This is a genomic window from Streptomyces sp. NPDC040405, from assembly GCF_055595765.1.
The window spans coordinates 254,452-269,330 of the sequence record NZ_JBVIVI010000005.1 but is presented as its reverse complement, the minus strand read 5'-3'; the positions used below and the strand labels follow the sequence as shown (position 1 = coordinate 269,330).

General features: G+C 72.9%; 11 protein-coding genes. 6 read left to right on the top strand and 5 right to left on the bottom strand.

Going from position 1 to position 14,879, the window contains the following annotated elements:
• Position 1: 1 nt before the first annotated feature.
• On the bottom strand, positions 2-1,249 hold the full coding sequence (locus ACZ59A_RS22480; protein ID WP_470961005.1) for a hypothetical protein: 1,248 nt from the start codon (positions 1,247-1,249) through the stop codon (positions 2-4).
• A 115-nt stretch (positions 1,250-1,364) separates the two neighbouring features.
• Between ACZ59A_RS22480 and ACZ59A_RS22475 the strand changes: the two genes are divergently transcribed.
• A complete protein-coding gene (locus ACZ59A_RS22475; protein WP_470961003.1) occupies positions 1,365-4,367 on the top strand; it encodes a helicase C-terminal domain-containing protein in 3,003 nt (1,000 codons plus the stop codon).
• Positions 4,368-4,376: 9 nt separating this feature from the next.
• Here the strand turns inward: ACZ59A_RS22475 and ACZ59A_RS22470 are convergent, their stop codons facing one another.
• Complete coding sequence (locus tag ACZ59A_RS22470; protein ID WP_470961001.1) at positions 4,377-5,006, bottom strand: VanZ family protein; 630 nt, start codon at positions 5,004-5,006, stop codon at positions 4,377-4,379.
• Positions 5,007-5,357: 351 nt separating this feature from the next.
• On the opposite strand from ACZ59A_RS22470, the gene ACZ59A_RS22465 reads away from it, so the two are divergent.
• Positions 5,358-7,007 carry a DNA repair helicase XPB gene (locus ACZ59A_RS22465; protein ID WP_470960999.1) on the top strand — a complete coding sequence of 550 codons (1,650 nt, stop codon included), beginning with the start codon at positions 5,358-5,360 and terminating at the stop codon, positions 7,005-7,007.
• A gap of 199 nt (positions 7,008-7,206) precedes the next feature.
• Entirely contained in the window at positions 7,207-9,324 is a 2,118-nt protein-coding gene (locus tag ACZ59A_RS22460) for a HelD family protein (RefSeq protein WP_470961782.1), read from the top strand.
• 308 nt (positions 9,325-9,632) lie between these two features.
• Here the strand turns inward: ACZ59A_RS22460 and ACZ59A_RS22455 are convergent, their stop codons facing one another.
• Positions 9,633-10,361, bottom strand: a complete 729-nt coding sequence (locus ACZ59A_RS22455) for a copper homeostasis protein CutC (RefSeq protein WP_470960997.1) — start codon at positions 10,359-10,361, stop codon at positions 9,633-9,635.
• Between the two features lie 59 nt (positions 10,362-10,420).
• Between ACZ59A_RS22455 and ACZ59A_RS22450 the strand changes: the two genes are divergently transcribed.
• Positions 10,421-11,071 carry an HD domain-containing protein gene (locus ACZ59A_RS22450; RefSeq protein ID WP_470960995.1) on the top strand — a complete coding sequence of 217 codons (651 nt, stop codon included), beginning with the start codon at positions 10,421-10,423 and terminating at the stop codon, positions 11,069-11,071.
• Between the two features lie 97 nt (positions 11,072-11,168).
• Positions 11,169-13,454 (top strand): protein kinase domain-containing protein, encoded by a 2,286-nt coding sequence (locus ACZ59A_RS22445; protein WP_470960993.1) that lies wholly within the window; start codon positions 11,169-11,171, stop codon positions 13,452-13,454.
• A gap of 8 nt (positions 13,455-13,462) precedes the next feature.
• Here the strand turns inward: ACZ59A_RS22445 and ACZ59A_RS22440 are convergent, their stop codons facing one another.
• Positions 13,463-13,687 (bottom strand): DUF397 domain-containing protein, encoded by a 225-nt coding sequence (locus tag ACZ59A_RS22440; RefSeq protein ID WP_470960991.1) that lies wholly within the window; start codon positions 13,685-13,687, stop codon positions 13,463-13,465.
• Positions 13,684-14,340 carry a DUF5753 domain-containing protein gene (locus tag ACZ59A_RS22435; RefSeq protein ID WP_470960989.1) on the bottom strand — a complete coding sequence of 219 codons (657 nt, stop codon included), beginning with the start codon at positions 14,338-14,340 and terminating at the stop codon, positions 13,684-13,686. Before ACZ59A_RS22435 ends, ACZ59A_RS22440 begins: the two co-directional genes overlap by 4 nt.
• A 277-nt stretch (positions 14,341-14,617) precedes the next feature.
• Here ACZ59A_RS22435 and ACZ59A_RS22430 point away from each other — a divergent pair, with 277 nt between their 5' ends.
• Entirely contained in the window at positions 14,618-14,878 is a 261-nt protein-coding gene (locus tag ACZ59A_RS22430; protein WP_470960987.1) for a hypothetical protein, read from the top strand.
• Position 14,879 lies beyond the last annotated feature (1 nt).

Sequence of the window (14,879 nt, the reverse complement as noted above, 5' to 3'; positions counted from 1 at the left end):
TTCAGCCCCGGCGGCGCGCCCGCCAGACCAGGAAGAGCACCGTGGCGACGGCCGCGCCGCGCACCACCACCGGCCAGGTCTCGGTGAGCACGTCCTTCATCCCGTTCTCCGGGATCGGGTCGCCCCACTTGCCGCTGGTCCGGCCCCACAGCCAGACCATCGCCCCGGCCGCCACCAGGCCGGGCATGCCCATCACCGCCCACTTCGCCTCGGCGCGGGACAGCTTGCCGGTGCTGTACGTGAGCACCCAGCCGAAGCCGAGCAGGACGACGTTGCCCATCACGGCGCCCGCGACGAGCAGCGCGATGGCGAGCAGCAGCACCGGGCTGAGCCCCGCCGCCCAACCGGCCCGGGCGCCCGCCTTGCCGGTGCCGCCCTCCGCGTCGGCGGACTTGCCGGGGCCGAGCAGGGCCCGGCGCAGCAGGCCGCGCCGGCGCGGCCCCTTCCCGCCGGTGTCCGCGTCGTCCGCTCCGGCGTCCTCGACGGCCTCCGCCTCGGCCGCCTCCTCCGCCGCCCGCTTCTCGGCCTCCCGCTTCTCCTGCCGCTCCTGCTCGACCGTCTTGCCGTCGCCGAGCAGTTCGGGCAGCTCGATGCCGCCGACGAACCCCTCGACGAAGCCGAGCTGACCGTCCTGGTGCTCGGGCTGGGCGAACGGACCCGGCTCCACGTGCCACCAGTCGGGATTGGACTCGCGCGGGCCCAGCTCGTCCGCGCTCGCCAGATGCGGCGGGGTCGCGGCGGCGGACGAACGGCCGGGGGGCTTCTCCCGGGGGGCTTCGGGCGCCTCAGGGACGGGGGTGTGCTTGGCGAGGGAGGTCGGGGTGCCGCCGCCCGCGCCGTTGGGCTCGCGCGGGGAGGGCACCTTGTTGCTGAGCCCGGTGCGCTCGGCGAGCCCGGCCAGCTTGTCGCGGGCCGCCCGCGCCGCGCCCGACGTCCGCGTGCTCTCCCCGGCCTGTTCGCTTCCGGCGACGCCGGACGCACCGGACCCACCGGACCCACCGGACCCGCCTGGGGTGCCGCCTCCGCCGCCCGCCGCGGCGACCACCTCGGCGGGCGTGCCCAGCTTGGCCAGAATCCGTTTCACCCCGGCCGCGCTGTCCGCGCCGCCCGTCGACCGCCGGTGGTCGATGTCGGCCCGCAGCCCGGACACCAGCCGCATCCGTTCACCGGACGGCAGACCCTGCTGCTGAGCCAGGTCCCCGACGCGGCTCAGATAGTCGTAGACGAGCTTTTCGCTCTCGATCCCCACCAAGACCCCTGAGAATGCGCATGGTCGGCGTGCCAGACGGCACCGACGGTACCGTGCGGAGGCTGGATTCCGCCGCACCCCCGGGCGCCCGGCACCCCCGGGTACTGTGGATCGAATGAGCAGTTCGCGTAATCGGGAGGCATGCGTGACCGCAGGGACCGGCCCAGACGCCAGCGGTCGCGCGGCGCCCCGCACGCTGGCCGAGGAGCTGCGCACGCGCCCCGACGAGGCCCTCGCCGCCCTGCTGCGCGCCCGCCCCGACCTGCTGTCCCCCGTCCCGGGCGACCTCACCCAGCTCGCCACCCGCGCGGGCACCCGCGCCTCGGTCGTACGGGCGGTGGAACGGCTCGACCGCTTCGCCCTCCAGACCGCCGAGGCCCTGGCGGTCGCGCCGGACCCGTGCCCGTACGAGACGTTGAGCGCCCTGATGACGGGGGACACCCCCGCCGCCGGGGGCACCGCCGATCCCGCCGCCGACCCCACCGCGTCGCTTCGCGACCAGGTCGCCGCCGAGCTGCCGCGCGCCGTCGCCACGCTGCGCGCGCAGGCACTGATCTGGGGCGGGGACGACCGGCTGCGGCTCGTCCGCACCGCCCGCGAACTGCTCGCCCCCTCGCCCACCTCCCCCTCCCCGACCGGGCTCGGGCCCACCGTGCACGAGGCCACGGCGGGGATGTCGCCGGGGCGGCTGCAGGAGCTGCTGGCGGCGGCCGGGCTGGCGGCCACCCACGATCCGGTGACGGCCGTCGCCGCGTTGACCGAGCTGTTCGACGACCGCGACCGGATGGCGGCGCTGCTCGCCGGGGCGCCCGAGGGCGCGACCGCCGTGCTCGCCAAGCTGGCCTGGGGGCCGCCGTACGGGGAAGTGTCCGTCGCCTCCCCCACCCGGCCCGTCGCCTGGCTGCTGGACCGCGGTCTGCTGCTGCCGTCCGGACCGCGCAACGTCGTCCTCCCCCGCGAGGTCGCCCTGCGTCTGCGCGGCGGCCACGCCCACCGCGTGCCCGAGCCGGTGGCCCCGCCGCTGGCGTCCGCCGCGCAGCACGATCCACAGGCTGTGGACAAAGCGGCGGCCGGGCAGGCGTACACCGCCCTGGCCACCGTCGAGGAGCTGCTGGGGGAATGGGAGAGCGGCGGGCCGCCCGTGCTGCGCGCGGGCGGGCTGAGCGTGCGCGACCTCAAGCGGACCGCCGTCGCGCTCGACGTCTCCGAGCCGATCGCCTCCTTCTGGATCGAGCTGGCGTACGCGGCCGGGCTGGTGGCCTCCGACGGTGAGACCGACGAGCGGTACGCGCCCACCCCCGCCTACGACGACTGGCTGCGGCTGCCCGCCGAGGAACGCTGGGCCGCGCTCGCCACCGCCTGGCTCGCCGCGACCCGTACGTCCGGCCTGGTCGGCAGCCGTGACAACCGGGGCCGCACGCTCTCCGTCCTCGGCGCCGACCTGGACCGCTCCCCGGCCCCCGAGGTCCGCCGCCGCGTCCTCGAACTCCTCGCCGCCCTCCCGCCGGGCGCCGCGCCCGCCCCCGACGCGCTGCTGACCCGCCTCCGGTGGGAACGCCCGGCCCACCGAGGCCCGATGGGAGCCGGGCCCCCTGCGGGGGCCAGGGGAGCGGGCTCCTCGGGCACCAGGGCCACCGGGGGCACGGCACCGGGCGGGCTCACGGCGTCCGCCGGAACCGGGGCCACCGGGACCTGGGCCACCGGAGTCACAGGGCCGGGCGGCGTGACGGCGTCCACCGGAACCGGGACCGGCGGGGCTACGGGAGCCATCGGGACCGGAGCCGCCAGGGGCACGGGACCCGCCGGTAGTACGGGGTCCGCCGGAGCCGGAGCCGCCGGGCTGGCCGCCCCCTCTGCCGCCCCCCGGGACGATCTACGCTCACGGCTGGCCCGCTGGACCCTCAGCGAGGCCGAAATGCTGGGCGTCACGGGCCGCGCCGCGCTCTCGGCCCACGGCCGCGCGCTCCTGGGCCCGGCGGCCGGAACCGCCGACGCGGCGGCAGCCGGGGCCACCGGCACACGGCGCGCCGAGGCCCTCGGCGCCGGGCCGGCCCGAGCCACCGCCACGCCTCCCGGCACACCGCCCACCGGCCCGGCCGCGCCCACCGAGCCACCCGCCACCACCCCGGCCGAGGCCGCCGCGCTCGCCGCCAAGGCGGCGCGGCTCCTCGCCCCGCTCCTCCCCGAACCCCTCGACCATGTACTCCTCCAGGCCGACCTGACCGCCGTCGCCCCCGGCCCGCTGGAACGGCCGCTCGCCGACGCGCTCGGGATCCTCGCCGAGGTCGAGTCCAAGGGCGGCGCGACCGTCTACCGCTTCACCCCCGCCTCCGTACGCCGCGCGCTCGACGCCGGGCAGGCCGCCGACGACCTGCACACCTTCCTCGCCGCGCACTCCCGCACCCCGGTGCCGCAGCCCCTCTCGTACCTGATCGACGACATCGCCCGTAAGCACGGCCACCTCCGCATCGGCGCGGCCTCCGCCTATCTGCGCTGCGACGACGAAACCCTGCTCGCCGAGATCCTCGCCGACCGCCGCTCCACGGGCCTGCGCCTGCGCCGTCTCGCCCCCACCGTGCTGGCCGCCCAGGCGCCGCCGGACACGCTGCTGGAGGGCTTGCGCGCCATGGGGTACGCACCGGCCGCCGAATCCGCCGAGGGCGACGTCCTGGTCACCCGCGCCGAGTGCCAGCGCACGCCGCCCCGTACGCCTCCCGCCCCGGTCCCGGACGGCCCGCCCGTTCCGGACGCCACCCTGCTGGGCGCGGCGGTACGCGCCATCCGCGCCGGGGACCTCGCCGCGACGGCGCCCCACAAGCCCCCGGCCACCGCCGCCACCACCGACGGCGCCGCCGCCTCGCCCGCCCCGACCGGCGACCGGCTGCCCCGCACCACCTCCGCCGACACCCTCGCCACCATGCAGGCCGCGGCCCTGACCGGCTCCGCCGTCTGGATCGGCTACGTCAACGCGGACGGCGCCGCGAGCCAGCGCGTCATCGCCCCGGTCCGCGTCGAGGGCGGCTACGTCACCGCGTACGACCACACCGCCGACGAGGTCCGCACGTACCCCCTCCACCGCATCACGGGCGTCGCGGAACTGGCCGAGGAACCGGGCTAGAGGACCCGCTCAGGCGGACTTGCGCCGCCGCTGCCACCAGTGCTCGCGGCGCGGGTGGAGGGCATGCCCGAGGCGGCGGCCGATCAGTACGTAGCCGAGCAGTGCGCCCGACGTGTTCAGGATGACGTCGTCCACGTCGAAGGCCCGGCCCTCGACGATCGCGCCCTGTGCGATCTCGACCAGCACCATCACCAGCGACGTCACGAGCACCACCCGCACCGCGCCCCGCGCCTTCGGCACGAGCATCGGCAGCAGCACCCCGAAGGGCGCGCCGAGCAGCACGTTGCCGCCGATCTGCTTCACCGAGTCCCGGATGGCGGGCTGGTCGAGGTAGGCCCGCAGCGAATCGCCCGGGCGCAGATTGGTGTGCACGAGATCGCTGGACCCCGGCGACGGCACGAGGGTGGCCTTGGCGAGCGCCGCCGCGAACCCGACCATGCAGACGAACGCCAGCAACAGCACCAGGGCGCGGGCCGCGCGGGAGCCGAAGGAGTCGCGCTGCAGCGGCGCCCGGGGCGCCTGCGGCGCCTTCTTGCGAGGCGCGCGCTGGGACGTCCCCTTGGCCCCGCTCTTGGCCCCGGCCTTCGGCGCGCCCTTCGCTCCGGCCTTCGCCCCGCCCTTCGGGCCAGCCTTGGGCACGCTCTTGGCCGCACCCTTCGTGCCAACCTTCGTGCCGCCCTTCACCCCAGCCTTCGGGCCAGCCGTGGGCGCGCTCTTCGCCCCACCCTTCGCGGCAGCCTTGGGCGCAGCCTTCGCTCCACCCTTCGCCGCTCCACCCTTCGGCTTCGGCTTCACACTCGTCGCACTCCGCCAGCTCTCCCACCAAGCGACGCTGACCACAGGGACCTACCTCCCGCTCTCGTTCCGGCCCTCCTGTGCTCCCGGTTGCCCCTAGCCGCGCGGAGTATCCCTGTGGCCCTCCGCCCAGCCCGGCCGATGAGGGACACTGGGTCTTTGACCCAGCCGACGGCTCAGAAGGGACTCAGGCGCGTGAACGGACCGCTCATCGTCCAGAGCGACAAGACGCTCCTGCTCGAGGTCGACCACGAGCAGTCGGAGGCGTGCCGCCGCGCCATCGCTCCCTTCGCCGAACTGGAGCGCGCCCCCGAGCACATCCACACCTATCGGCTGACCCCGCTCGGCCTGTGGAACGCGCGCGCCGCCGGGCACGACGCCGAGCAGGTCGTGAACGCGCTCGTGGAGTTCTCGCGCTACCCCGTACCGCACGCCCTGCTCGTCGACGTCGCCGAGACGATGGCCCGCTACGGGCGGCTGCGCCTCCTCAAGCACCCCACGCACGGGCTGGTCCTGGAGACCAGCGACCGACCCGTGCTGGAGGAGATCCTGCGGTCGAAGCGGGTCCAGCCGCTGGTCGGGTCCCGTATCGACCCGGACACGGTCGTCGTCCACCCCTCCGAGCGCGGTCAGATCAAGCAGACGCTGCTCAAGCTGGGCTGGCCCGCCGAGGACCTGGCCGGTTACGTGGACGGCGAGGCGCACGCCATCGACCTGCACGAGGACGGCTGGGCGCTGCGCCCGTACCAGAAGCAGGCCGTCGAGGGGTTCTGGCACGGCGGCTCGGGCGTCGTCGTCCTGCCCTGCGGGGCCGGGAAGACGCTGGTCGGGGCGGGTGCGATGGCCACCGCGAAGTCGACCACGCTGATCCTGGTCACCAACACCGTCTCGGCCCGCCAGTGGAAGCACGAGCTGGTGCGCCGCACCTCGCTCACCGAGGAGGAGATCGGCGAGTACAGCGGTACGCGCAAGGAGATCCGCCCGATCACCATCGCCACGTACCAGGTGCTCACCACCAAGCGGAAGGGCATCTATCCGCATCTGGAGCTGTTCGACTCCCGCGACTGGGGGCTGATCATCTACGACGAGGTGCATCTGCTGCCCGCGCCGGTCTTCAAGTTCACGGCGGACCTCCAGGCCCGCCGCCGCCTCGGCCTGACCGCCACGCTCGTACGGGAGGACGGCCGCGAGTCCGACGTCTTCTCGCTCATCGGCCCCAAGCGCTTCGACGCGCCCTGGAAGGAGATCGAGGCGCAGGGCTACATCGCGCCCGCCGACTGCGTCGAGGTCCGCGTCAATCTCACCGAGACCGAGCGGCTTGCGTACGCGACCGCCGAGACCGAGGAGAAGTACCGCTACTGCGCCACGACCGCCTCCAAGCAGCGGATCACCGAGGCGCTGGTGGCCAAGCACAAGGGGCAGCAGACGCTGGTCATCGGCCAGTACATCGACCAGCTGGACGAGCTGGGCGATCATCTGGACGCGCCCGTCATCAAGGGCGAGACGTCCAACGCGCAGCGCGAGAAGCTGTTCAACGCCTTCCGGGAGGGCGAGCTGTCCGTCCTCGTCGTCTCGAAGGTCGCCAACTTCTCCATCGACCTCCCCGAGGCCACCGTCGCCATCCAGGTCTCCGGCACGTTCGGGTCGCGGCAGGAGGAGGCCCAGCGGCTCGGCCGGGTGCTGCGGCCGAAGGCCGACGGCCACCCCGCCGTCTTCTACTCGGTCGTCGCGCGCGACACCATCGACCAGGACTTCGCGGCGCACCGCCAGCGGTTCCTGGCCGAGCAGGGATACGCGTACCGGATCGTGGACGCGAGCGCGCTGCTCACGGACGAGGACGTCTGACGCTTCACCCCTCCCTCCGCACGGCCGTGATAAATCGTTCGCGGCCCGTCCATGCCCTGGCTACAATCCCCGGTCTTGCCGCCTCCCGCTGGGGAGAGCCGCCGCCCGGACGGAAACCGGTCGGCATCTCGTCGTACGTACCGACGTACGTAGCGACCTGCCGCAACCCTGCTTCGTGTATCCGCCCGGAGGCTACGCCGTGCCCTCGCACGCCCCTGACCAGCCAGGATCCCTGACCGATCCCTTGACGGACCTCCTGCCCGAGCCCCTGCCCGACCCGCTCGCGCGGGAACGCGCCCATCTCGCCGCCTCCCGCGCCGCCCTGCGTGCCATGCGCGCCGACGTGGAGGCCCTCGACCTCCGGGACGTCGCCGCGAACTGGGTCAACGCCGAGGCCCTGCACCACCAGGTCAGCGAGCGCATCAAGGCCCTCGCCGACCTCTCCCACACCCCGCTCTTCTTCGGCCGCCTCGACTATCTGCACGCGCCGAGCGCGGAGGAGGCGGAGGGAGCCGAGGGCGAATCGTTCTACATCGGCCGCCGCCATGTGCACGACGCCGACGGCGACCCCATGGTCATCGACTGGCGCGCCCCCGTCTCACAGCCCTTCTACCAGGCGTCCAAGAAGGCGCCCATGGACGTCGGGCTGCGCCGCCGCTTCGGCTACACCGGCGGCGAGCTGACCGCGTACGAGGACGAGAAGCTCAGCGACCCCGCCGAGGCGGAGAAGTCCAGCAAACTCCTCCAGTCCGAGATCGAGCGGCCCCGCGTCGGCCCCATGCGGGACATCGTCGCGACGATCCAGCCCGAACAGGACGAGATCGTCCGCGCCGGAATCGGCGGCACCGTCTGCGTCCAGGGGGCGCCGGGCACCGGGAAGACGGCGGTCGGCCTGCACCGGGTCGCCTATCTGCTCTACGCCCACCGCGAGCGGCTGGCCCGCTCCGGCACCCTCGTCATCGGCCCGAACCGGTCCTTCCTCCACTACATCGAGCAAGTCCTGCCCGCGCTGGGCGAGTTGCAGGTCGCCCAGGCGACCGTCGAGGACCTGGTGGCGCGCCCCGCCACGGGCGTCGAGGTGCGCGGCGCCGACTCCGCCGACGTGGCCCGTATCAAGGGCGACGCCCGCATGGCCGAGGTGCTGCGCCGGGCCCTGCGCTCGCACGTCACCCCGCCCACCGAACCGTGCGTCGTGGTCCGCGGCTCGCGCCGCTGGCGGGTACCGGCGTACGAGATCGAGGAGACCGTGGCGGAACTACTGGCCCGCGACATCCGTTACGGCGCGGCCCGCGACGCCCTGCCGCAGCGCATCGCGCACGCCGTGCTCGTCCGCATGGAGCAGGCGGGCGAGGCCCCGGACGACCGCGTCCAGGACGCGGTGGCCCGTAACCCCGCCGTGAAGGCGGCGGTCAAGGCCATCTGGCCGCCCGTCGAGCCCGCCAAGCTCGTGCTGCGGCTGCTCTCCGACGCCGACTTCCTGGCCGCTCACGGCGACGGCATCCTCACCGCCGACGAGCAGAAGACCATCCTGTGGGCCAAGCCGCCGCGCAGCGTGAAGTCCGCGAAGTGGTCCCCGCCGGACGCGGTGCTCATCGACGAGGCCACCGACCTCATCGAGCGCACGCACTCCCTGGGCCATGTGGTCCTCGACGAGGCGCAGGACCTGTCCCCCATGCAGTACCGCGCCGTGGGCCGCCGCTGCACCACCGGCTCCGCCACCATCCTCGGCGACCTCGCCCAGGGCACCACCCCCTGGGCGACGTCCAGTTGGGACGAGGCCCTCACCCACCTGGGCAAACCCGGCTCCACGGTCGAGGAACTGACCCAGGGCTTCCGCGTGCCGCGCGAGGTGATCGCGTACGCGTCGCGCCTGCTGCCCGCCATCGCGCCCGGCCTGTCGGAGGCCACCTCGATCCGCGAGGCGGCGGGCGACTTCGCCGTACGGGCCGTGAACCCGTCCGACCTCGACACGGCGGTCGTCACCGCCTGCCGCGAGGCCCTGGCCCACGAGGGCTCCATCGGCCTCATCGCGGCCGACGCCCGCATCCCCACCCTGGCCTCCGCCCTCGCCGAGGCGGGCCTGCCCCACCTCTCCCCCGGCGAGGAGACCAGCCCCGAGGCCCGACTGACCCTCGTACCGGCGACGCTGGCGAAGGGTCTGGAGTACGACTACGTGGTCCTGGACGAACCGGCCGCCGTGGTCGACGGCGAACCCGACGAACGCACGGGCCTGCGCCGCCTGTACGTAGCCCTGACCCGAGCCGTCTCGGGCCTGACGGTGGTACACGCGGCCCCGCTGCCGGAGCGGCTGACGTAACCCAGCGAGCGGCGTGCGGGGGATGCGTCCCTCTCCCCGCCACCACAACCCGGCGGCTGGCGACGGGCGACGGGCCGGGCCGGGGGGCGGGCCCGCCCGCGCCCACATCGTGGCCCCGTCCGCGGTTTCCGGGTGCGGTTTCCGGGTGCGGTTTCCGGGTGCGGCCTGGGGCGGGGCTACGACCCCGCCCCCTCCTCACCGTCACCGACCGTGGTCGGCGCGCCCCACCGCCCCCCATGCTCCAAGGGCCTCAGCCCTCAGCAACCGGCAGCTCCAAGGCAAGGCTCAGCCCACCCCGAACGACCCGCTCACCCCACCGGAACCGCGGCGTCGAGCGCGAGACGCCACTGCTCCACGGCAGCCGCGTCCACCGGACCGTGCCAGCCGCCGGGGCGGGCGGCGCTGCCGATGTGGAAGGCGGTGACGCCCGCGGCGCGCAGCTCAGGCAGGTGGTCGAGGCGAAGGCCGCCGCCGACCATGACCCGCGCCTCGTACCCCGGCGCCCCGCCACGCGCGACCTCGGCCCGGAGGGTCGGCAGCCCCTGGTCGACGCCGTGGGCCGAACCGGCGGTGAGATAGGTGTCCAGGCCCGGGAGCCCGGCCAGTTGCCGACGGAGGACGTCGCGGTCGGCGGCGCGGTCGATGGCCCGGTGGAAGGTCCAGCGGCTCTCGTCCACGCCCGGCCCGGCGCCGATGACCTCGATCAGCGCGGCGACGGCGGTCAGGTCGGCCAGACCGTCGGCGGCGAGGAAGCCGAGCACGAACTCGTCCGCGCCCTCCGCCTGCAGCGCGGCGGCCTTGCGGCACAGCGCGTCGACGGCCACGGCGTCCCCCGCCGAGAACCCGTCGCAGGCCCGGAGCATCACCCGCACCGGCAGATCCACCGCCGAACGGACGGCGGCGAAGGTCTCCCGGGAGGGCGTCAGCCCATCGGCGGCCATGTCGGTGACCAGCTCAAGACGGTCCGCCCCTCCGGCCTCTGCCGCGATCGCGTCCTCCGAATGGAGGGCGATAACCTCGAGAATTGGTCTAGACATGCTGCATAGCTTGCCATACCCCACTTCCCCCGCAACCCGCACCCCAGAGAATGGGGCCCATGTCCGACCACCCCGCGCTCCTCACCCGCTGGGCGCTCCTCCTCGACAGCGCCCGCGACACCACCACCCCCGACCCGGCCCCGTACGGCCGCGACCTCCTCTCCCGCTGGGCCGAACCCCAGCGCCGCTATCACACCACCGACCACCTGATCGCGGTCCTGGACCGCATCGACGAGCTGCTGGAACACACCCACGCCCCCGACCCCGCCGCGATCAGCCTCGCCGCCTGGTTCCACGACGCGGTCTACCTCCCCGATCGCTCGAACAACGAGGACCGCAGCGCCCGCCTCGCCGAACGCGCCCTCCCGGAAGCGGGCGTCCCGGAGGCCCGCGCCACCGAGACCGCCCGCCTGGTCCGCCTCACCACCGACCACGACCCCGCCGAGGGCGACACCAACGGCGAAGTCCTCTGCGACGCCGACCTCGCGGTGCTGGCGGGCTCCCCCGACAACTACAGCGCCTACGCGGCGTTGGTCCGCGAGGAGTACGCCTTCGTCCCCGACGACACCTTCCGCGAAGGCCGCGCGAACGTCCTCCGCCACCTCCTGGGCCTCCCGTGCCTGTTCCGCACCCCGTTCGCCCACGACCGCTGGGAGCAGGCGGCCCGCCACAACATGGCCACGGAGCTGGAGCTTCTGCAGTCGCGTTAGCGATATCCGCTGTTGCCCGGATCCTGTGTCACCGGGGGCACGGTCTACGATCAACGCTGCCGAGTGAAAACTGCTTACCACCGGGGGACGTGGGGCTGTGGACGACCGGGATCTGATACTCGCTGACCGCTACCGCCTGGTCCGCCCGCTGGGGCGCGGCGGGATGGGGGAGGTGTGGGAGGCACGGGACGCCAGTCTGCGGCGGCCGGTCGCGGTCAAGGTGATCTCGGCCCTTGCGGGTGGCGGCAGTCGGGCCGACGAGGCGCGCGCCCGGTTTCTGCGGGAGGCGCGGATCACCGCCGCGCTTCAGCATCCCCACATCGTGACCGTCCACGACCTCGGTGAGGCAGCCACCGGCCAGGGCACGACGCCGTTCCTCGTGATGGAACTGCTCCGGGGCGAGGGCCTGGACGCCGTTGTCCAGCGCGGACCCGTCGGTGAGGAGGAGGTGGCGCAGTGGGGGGCGCAGGTATGCGACGCGCTGAGTGAGGCGCATGCTGCAGGCATCCTCCACCGCGACATCAAGCCCGCGAATCTGTTCGTAGCGGCCTCGGGCAGCCTGAAGGTGCTCGACTTCGGTATTGCCCGCGCCGCCGACCCCTCGGCTACCGGTGACCGGCTGACCCACACCGGGTTCATGGTGGGCACGGCCGCGTACATGGCACCGGAGCAGGCACGCGGGCGCCCCGAGCAGCGCAGCGACCTGTACTCCCTCGGGTGTGTGCTGTTCGAACTGCTCACCGGGCGGCTGCCGTTCGACGCCCCGGACACCCTCGCGTATGTCACGGCGCACCTTCACGATCCGCCCCCCGCACCGAGCAGCCTCGCCCCCGGCGTCTCCGCTCCGTGGGACCGCCTGGTCGGTCGGCTGCTCGCCAAGGACCCGCGGGAGCGATACGAATCGGCGGCCGTGCTCGCCGACGAGCTGCGGCGCTTCGGTGGTGGGCGACAGGCCGTACCCGCGGCCCGTCGCTACACCCCCACCATCGCCGACCGGGAGGAGCACGGGGCGAGCGCACCACCTTCGGCTGCCTCCGTATCCGACGATCTCGCGGCGGCGTCCACGGTTCATGCGCCTGCCGGGCCGTCCGGTGGAACAGGCATGAGCCGGCGCAGCCTGCTCCGGCGCGGCGCGGGCGTCGCCGCGGTCGCGGTCGCCGGAGGGGCGGCGGCGATGTACCTGACCGGCGACCCCGAGCGGGACCCGGTCGCCTGGTCGCAGAAGATCGCAGACGTCGACGTGATCAACTCCGACGGTCCGGACGTCGTCCTGGCCGACGGCCGGTGTCATGTGGCCGCCGGCCACTACTACAAGGACACCGCCGCGCTCCACACCTTCGACCTTGCCACCGGCAAGCGTCTGTGGAAGGTGTCCCTGAACGTGGCCTGGTCCCGGGAGACACGCTTCACGGTCGTCGGCGGCACGCTGCTCGCCCTGACCCAGGACTCCGACAGCAAAGGCGGACTGGTGCACGCCTTCGACGCCGCCACCGGCGAGCGCCGGTGGCAGCATCCGGTCTCCATCAGCGCCATGGGGCTGGATGTGCACCGGCCCAGCGGCCTGCTGATCACCGAAGAGGGCGGTCGGGTGAGCGGAATGGATCCGCGCACCGGCGACGAGCGCTGGGCGATCGACGTGTCCTCCCCCTACGACGCCACGTGGATGCTGGCCGGCGACCTGATCCTGTGCGGTGGGACCGCCGTAGTCGGCAAGACGGGCAAGAAGCTGTGGACACACTCCAACTTCCAGCCGCAGGGCGACCTGGCGCAGCCCTTGGGCGAGGGCCTGCTCTGCTACGAGGACGGCAAGACGGTCCCCGTCGACCTCGTCTGCCGCAAGGCGGACACAGGTGAGGTGATGTGGCGGAGCCCGTTCCAGAAGACCAAACCGGACACCTTCGTCAGCGGGGCCTTCCAGCCGCTCGACGAGCTGGTGTCGGGCACCACGGTGTTCCTTCCGCTGGCCGCGGGGCCGCGCCGGAAACCGACCGCACTGAACGGACACACCGGCGAGAAGACCTGGACCTACGGCAGTACGTACCAAGAGGCTGACCTGGAAGAACAGTCGACGACGAGCGTGGCGGGCGGGTTCGTCCTGCAAACGGGATCGGGACCGGTGTGCCTGGCCGCCGACGACGGTACGAAACGATGGCACGCCGATGCTCAGAGAGTGGCGGCTACAGGAAAATACGCCCTGCTCTCCGGGACAGAGCAGGCGCGGGTGTTCCAGCGCTGGACCAGCGCGCGGATCGTCGGAGTGGAGCACGGCCGCACGCTCTGGACGGGCCAGTTCGACAGCACGGCCATGAGCGAGCCTGCCGCGAGCGGCGGCTCGATCGCGCTCCTCGACGGCAGCGGCACGCTATGGGCGATACGCGTGTGACCCCAGGGTTATGCCTCAGGGAACTCGCTTCGTATGAGGGCGGAGACGAACGACGACCAGCCCTCCGCCGGGAAGCTCAGCGTCGGCCCGTGCGGGGTCTTGGAGTCGCGAACCGGCACGGCGCCGTGGGTCTGGGCGAAGGTGCGGGAAAATTCCACGCACTGGCCGCCATTGGCGTCGCTGTACGAGGACTTGATCCACTCGGCAGCGGTGAGATCCAAGTCAGCACTCATGTGCGGTACTCCTTCACCAGAGTCTTGATCAGGGCCGTTGATCGATCCGGGGACAGCGCATTTGCCCTGAGCAGATCATAGTCATCCAGGGCGGCGGCGACCGTCTGAGGAGCGTCGTGCATCCTCCCTCCTACCCGGGTCTCGGTGTACAGCACCGTGGGAGCGTCCGGGAAGCGCACGCCTGCCGAGAACGGCAGGACCTGAAGCGTGAAGTGGGGTGACGCGGCAGCCGTCAGCAGGTACTCAAGCTGCCCACTCATGACCTCGGCACCGCCGACCACCGTTCGCAGGCACGCCTCGTTCAGGATGGCCCAGAGGTACGGCGGAGCCTCCGCCTCGAACACCTCACGCCGACTCAGCCGCGTGGCGACTTTGCCCTCGATCGCCTCGGCTTCCTCCTTCGAGAAGTAGGAGCGGAAGACGGCCTCTGCATAGTCCTCCGTCTGCAGGATGCCGATCACGAGGTTCGCCGAGTAGTCCAGCACCCGCGATGCTTTGCGCTCCAGGTTGAGGTACGGGGTGAACCACGAGGGGTGGTCACCCTCGTCGATCCTCCGGAGCATGTCCGCGAACAACTGCCCCGTACCGAAGGCGGTGTCGCAGCCCTTCGCGAACTTCTCGCTCGGCCTCGGCAGGAGCTTCCCGGCCTCCACCCTGCTGACGTACGCCTCCGAATAACCTGTGACCTCTCGCTATGTGATCACGACCAGCATCGCAGCAGGTCGCAGACTTGCGAGCTGCCGTTCAAGGCGTCTCATTCTATTGGCTACCGCGTTGCCCTGGTCACCAATTGACTACACACGGTGCCCGTTCGGGGTGTCCGGGGAACAGCTGAGCGGAGCTGATGTCATGAACGACCTACGCCTTCTTCCGTGGACCGGCCCAGAGGGCAAGCCCTGCTACTTGTCGACGGACGATGACAACAGTCGGTTGAGCCGGAAGGCAGACCAGATCGAGGCACTCCAACTCGGCATGGGCACCCAACTGCTGGGGCACGCCAAGACGTTGCTTACGAACGAGAAGGCTGGCGTCGTAGAGCTTCGCTTCCTGGCCTGCCGACTGACGGAGGCATTGACGGACGCGTTGCGCGTCGCCGAGAGCAGGGGTGGACGGCTCCTCTCCTATGCCGAGGTCTCCACCGACGAGCCGGACGAGGACGGCGAGGAATGGCGAACCCCGCCGGGGCGTTGAC

Coding starts and splice junctions, on each gene's coding strand:
- ACZ59A_RS22450 (WP_470960995.1), top strand. CDS start 10,421: ATGTCCGACCACCCCGCGCTCCTCACCCGCTGGGCGCTCCTCCTCGAC.
- ACZ59A_RS22440 (WP_470960991.1), bottom strand. CDS start 13,687: ATGAGTGCTGACTTGGATCTCACCGCTGCCGAGTGGATCAAGTCCTCG.
- ACZ59A_RS22455 (WP_470960997.1), bottom strand. CDS start 10,361: ATGTCTAGACCAATTCTCGAGGTTATCGCCCTCCATTCGGAGGACGCG.
- ACZ59A_RS22475 (WP_470961003.1), top strand. CDS start 1,365: ATGAGCAGTTCGCGTAATCGGGAGGCATGCGTGACCGCAGGGACCGGC.